This is a genomic window from Yersinia sp. 1252 StPb PI (assembly GCF_048593885.1).
GTDB classification, from domain to species: domain Bacteria; phylum Pseudomonadota; class Gammaproteobacteria; order Enterobacterales; family Enterobacteriaceae; genus Yersinia; species Yersinia enterocolitica_E.
Genome location: NZ_JAZGQE010000265.1, coordinates 1 through 4,410 on the forward strand (window position 1 = coordinate 1; position 4,410 = coordinate 4,410).

Below are 4,410 nucleotides of genomic sequence, written 5' to 3' on the forward strand. Positions count from 1 at the left end.
TAAAGATTTGTGCTCAGCACAATAGTTTCAATCGGGGTGTTTGGAATGATTATCGTATTGTAATACGGTTATCATACTCAATAAATTCATTTAAGGATTTAAATCATGGACGATATATTAGACGACAGTTTTCAAATTAATTATTTCAAGGATACTATTATGCACACTAACGATTTGTTAATTTTTAATACAAATAGCACTAGCAATGATTTACAGGGAACCTTACAGGCCAGTATACAGTTTGTGCAAAGCCAGATTATTCCTGTAACACCTAAGCTAGGAGACCCTCAACCTTATTTAACAGGAAGCCGTAGGGCATTAATGATGGTAAAACCAAACATCATCCTAGATAATCTGCTTGCTACCATTTCAGACAAAAATAAACAGGTTATTGGCAGTTTGCAGCTAAACCCTCCAGGAGAATTGCCGGACACGGTATATCATTTTGAGCCACTACCCGGCAATACTTACGTTATCAATACCAGCAGCCAATTAGCTAGTTTGGCAGATCCGGATGGTAACTATCTTAAATCACTACTATCAACATACTCTATTGTTGATATTCGAACCGCCGATGGCTTATTCGTCGATCATATTTACTTGCCAAATACCACTGAGCAACGAAAAATGGTTCGTATGACGTCCAGGGCAACCTATAGCTCAACGATCCACTACAGCGGTCAAGAATTCATCATTACTCAAGGAAATACGGTACAATTCCAGTTCTTTAATGGTCGTTGGTATCGTAGTGGGGAAGTAACAAATCAATGGTTAATTTACTCGCAAAATACTTGGAGTATTGATCTCCCTGCCGAATGGATAAAACCCGGTATGACCATGGCTTTCACCAGTGGTTCGTTGGTGGGGCAATTGAATAATATCCGAGTTGGTGCGCCCACAGAGCTCATACTTAACACGATCGACATCGGTATGCTCACAATTCCTCGTAACTCGTTTCGTTTTGCAAAACAGCCTGATACCCACAGAGAGTATTTTCAGACAGTTCCTGTTTCGCGGATGATAGTGAATAATTATCAATCAATACATCTACAGGAAGTTATGCTTCCTACCGGAAATTTATTGATCAATTATGACCCTAGCATAGGGGATTGGCACAATGGCACTATGCGACAAAGTATCGGTAAGGAACTTATTTCCTTAGGAATAAATCATGCAAGCTATGGGCTTAATTCTACCGCGGGGGAAGGTGAGGATTCTCCCTTTACCGTTGCTCAACTCTCGGCTCATAACAGTATAGGGCGTTATTCCAATGGTGTTGTTGTTCATGGCGGTTCTGGCGGCGGGGGTATCGTCACGCTTGATAATTCACTTGGCAACGAATTTAGCCACGAAATAGGTCACAATTACGGGCTAGGACACTACCCTAACGGCTTTAATGGATCTGTGCACCGGGGTGCAAGCGAAATCAATTCCACTTGGGGATGGGATATGGACTTACATAAGTTCATACCCAATTTTAAATTGGATGTAACCAATCAGCCTTCCTGTTATGAAAATACCTGTGAGCTCCCATTCTATGGACATTCTTTTGGGTTTGATCCTATGGCGGGTGGCGAGCCAATGACATCACTAAATCATTTTACATTACATACTCCTTATACTGCGACGCTCGTGCAGCAGTTTCTGGAAAGCAAAGCAATTTTCTCCAGTGATTCACCCACAGGTTTTAGTAAATGGGATGAAAAACAAAAAAGTATGGTTCCTTACTTTAATCGGGTTGATATTGATAGTCCAACGACTGTTCCCATCAGCGATCTCAGTGCAAATGGTATTGCTGTTCTACTGAATAAATACAGAGTAATAAAAATCGCAATGCAGGATGGCCATTGGACTAAAGCAATTGACGTTCCAGAAGCAAGTCAGAATAACAAGCAATGCATCATATTAATAGATCATAGGGCTGGATATAATAGTGAACTTTATATAAACGGTCAGATAATCACGGTAACAAAAGGCTTCAGAATGGGTTACCTGTCAGACGGGCAACGCTGGAATGAAACAATTTTGCTAGACTCAACTTTAACGAGAGTTACCGCATCAAATCAAGACCTAAGTGCCCCCGCGCTGAAAATTTTGCTAACCATATATAAGGTGCTAAATATTGCCATGCAGGATGGTAATTGGGCCAGCGAAGTTCACATTCCTCCTGCGTCCCAAGATAACAATCAGTCTATATTAATAATTGACCAAAGCGCTACCTATAATACAACCCTTTATATTAATGGTTTAATTATAACGTTAGCAAAAGGTACCCATAAATATTACGTCTCTGATGGAAAAAGTTGGAGAGATATTGTTCAGGCAACAGATCTAAGTATTGAACGAGTTCCTCAGTTAAAAGGTGTAGCAGTAACAACACTGATAGGATATTACGATCCTGAGGGAGTATTAACAAGTTATATATTCCCTGCCTTGCACGGCGCATATGGATTTATTTATTCAGATAACACTAATATTCTAACGAGCAGTGATATGCAGCTATGGGTCGAGTCGGCAACAGGAACCCTTCGCTTCAAACTTCATAACAATCGTCTCGCTACTAAGGTGATGAATAAATTCCATATTAATATTCCAGCATCGACACAAAACCGGACGGTATCTATTGTTCGTAACGGAGTGAAATTAGTTTCACGTACGATTACACCAGCAACGGAGACGTTAACTTACACCATCAATGGAGAATAGAATCCGGCGATCCGCCTGTTCTCTCAGCTACTGACGGTTGTGTAGAATTAGCATAGGCAAGTCAGCAAAAGTTGCGCTGCCGGTTTTTTAGGCAGCCAACAAATAAAATTGTTCCACCAGTGATATCCTTCTCCATCTGAATGTAGGAGTTGCCCTTTGCGTTCTGTCGCATTAACAGTGAAAAGGCAGCAAAACACGGCCAAGAACAAGCAATCACATCACTATTTTATTGATATTAAATCAGATTTTATAAATTATTTTTGTACCCGACTGGTCACTCCATTGGTCCGCAAGCAACCGGTAAACTCACAAGTGAAGGTGTTATCACCTGTCTTGACAGTAGACCAAATGGACTATGTGATCCTGACAAGCACGTATGCTAAAAATCTCCGTTCAGATAACCAGGTTATGGGTGAGAACCATCTTCGTGGCGAACTGGGGCGGCGATTGATTTCTTTATCCTAGGGACCTAAGGTCATCTCCTCATTAATTCCAGTCTTTCTTTCCCTTTGAGATCTTTTTCGGTTTTTGCGTTAAAGCCCCGAATTCTCCCCACCTTACCCCCTTTTTCTGTGGATAAGGCTGTATCTTGTGTTTCTCATCTCATCTTCATACACTATGATGTGCCGAGAGGCACAGGGTCACGGCATGACGGGCGTCGGTTGTGGCCCTTTCTTGTTTTCTTTGCTCGGTATTTAATCCATTATAGAAAAATAACCGAATGATCCCGGATCCGATCAGGGAATTATTGCGCTCGGCTGAGCGTGACTTTTACGGCACAATGGTGATAACACTTGGCAATATTGAGGGCGCGTTGTCACATGACGGGTCATCAGTCAGACGATCGCGGAGATTAAAAACGTGAGCCTTATACCCCACGAACCGGAAAACTTTTCGCGTAGCGCGATCGGCAGTTATTTTGACTGGCAGGGCGCAGCCGAACTGCGCAACATGGCGCTACGGGCCAATCTTGGTACGCCGGCATACCTGTTAGCCCCGGAAGTGTCGGTGCTGCTCGGGTATTTTGCTGACTTACATCAACGGTTGCTGATGGAAACGCTGTGGAATACCGGGGCCCGGATTAATGAAGCCCTGTCCATCACCCCGGCCGATATTGAGCTGGACGGAGGACGTCCTTTTATTGTGCTGCGTACACTCAAGCAGCGCCGGCGTAAACCGGGCCGGCCAACGAAAATAGAACAAGTTCAAGGATTTGACCGGGCTATCCCGTTATCGGACCAAACTTATACGCTTCGTTTACGGGAATACCTAGCCACATTCAAACCCAAACGACATGAACCGTTGTGGCCGATCACCGATGACACGGCGCGTAACTGGTTGACCCGTGCGGTTGACAGTGCCAAACGTGACGGGATTGTATTTCGGGTGGATCCTGTGACCACCAAAACTTTTCGGCACAGCTATGCCATGCACCTGATCCAACACAGTGTGCCCTTGAAAGTGGTTCAGGCCTTTATGGGTCATAAAGAACTAAAGAGTACCGAAGTGTATACCAAAGTATTCACCCTTGAGGTTGGCCAGCAGTTTGGTGTGCGGTTCAGTATGAATGCTGATGATGCACGACGGCTGATCTGTGCTATTCCCATGAGCAGTGATGGTGAATTCAGGCCTGTCCCCATCGATGTTCGCAAGGAAATCGTGAAATAAAAAGCAGTTAGTTATTGATTAATATTAACATTATAC

At 43.3% G+C, this 4,410-nt stretch carries 3 protein-coding genes; all 3 read left to right on the forward strand.

Annotated features, from left to right (window positions below):
* Window positions 1-105: 105 nt before the first annotated feature.
* The 3 genes from V2A85_RS22195 (at window position 106) to V2A85_RS22205 (ending at window position 4,374) form a co-directional block, all read left to right on the forward strand.
* On the forward strand, window positions 106-2,706 hold the full coding sequence (locus V2A85_RS22195) for a M66 family metalloprotease (RefSeq protein WP_420072387.1): 2,601 nt from the start codon (window positions 106-108) through the stop codon (window positions 2,704-2,706).
* A gap of 156 nt (window positions 2,707-2,862) precedes the next feature.
* Window positions 2,863-3,171, forward strand: coding sequence for a CcdB family protein (locus V2A85_RS22200; RefSeq protein WP_420072388.1), 309 nt, complete (start codon window positions 2,863-2,865; stop codon window positions 3,169-3,171).
* A 396-nt stretch (window positions 3,172-3,567) separates the two neighbouring features.
* Complete coding sequence (locus V2A85_RS22205) at window positions 3,568-4,374, forward strand: tyrosine-type recombinase/integrase (RefSeq protein ID WP_420072389.1); 807 nt, start codon at window positions 3,568-3,570, stop codon at window positions 4,372-4,374.
* The last annotated feature ends 36 nt before the right edge of the window (window positions 4,375-4,410 follow it).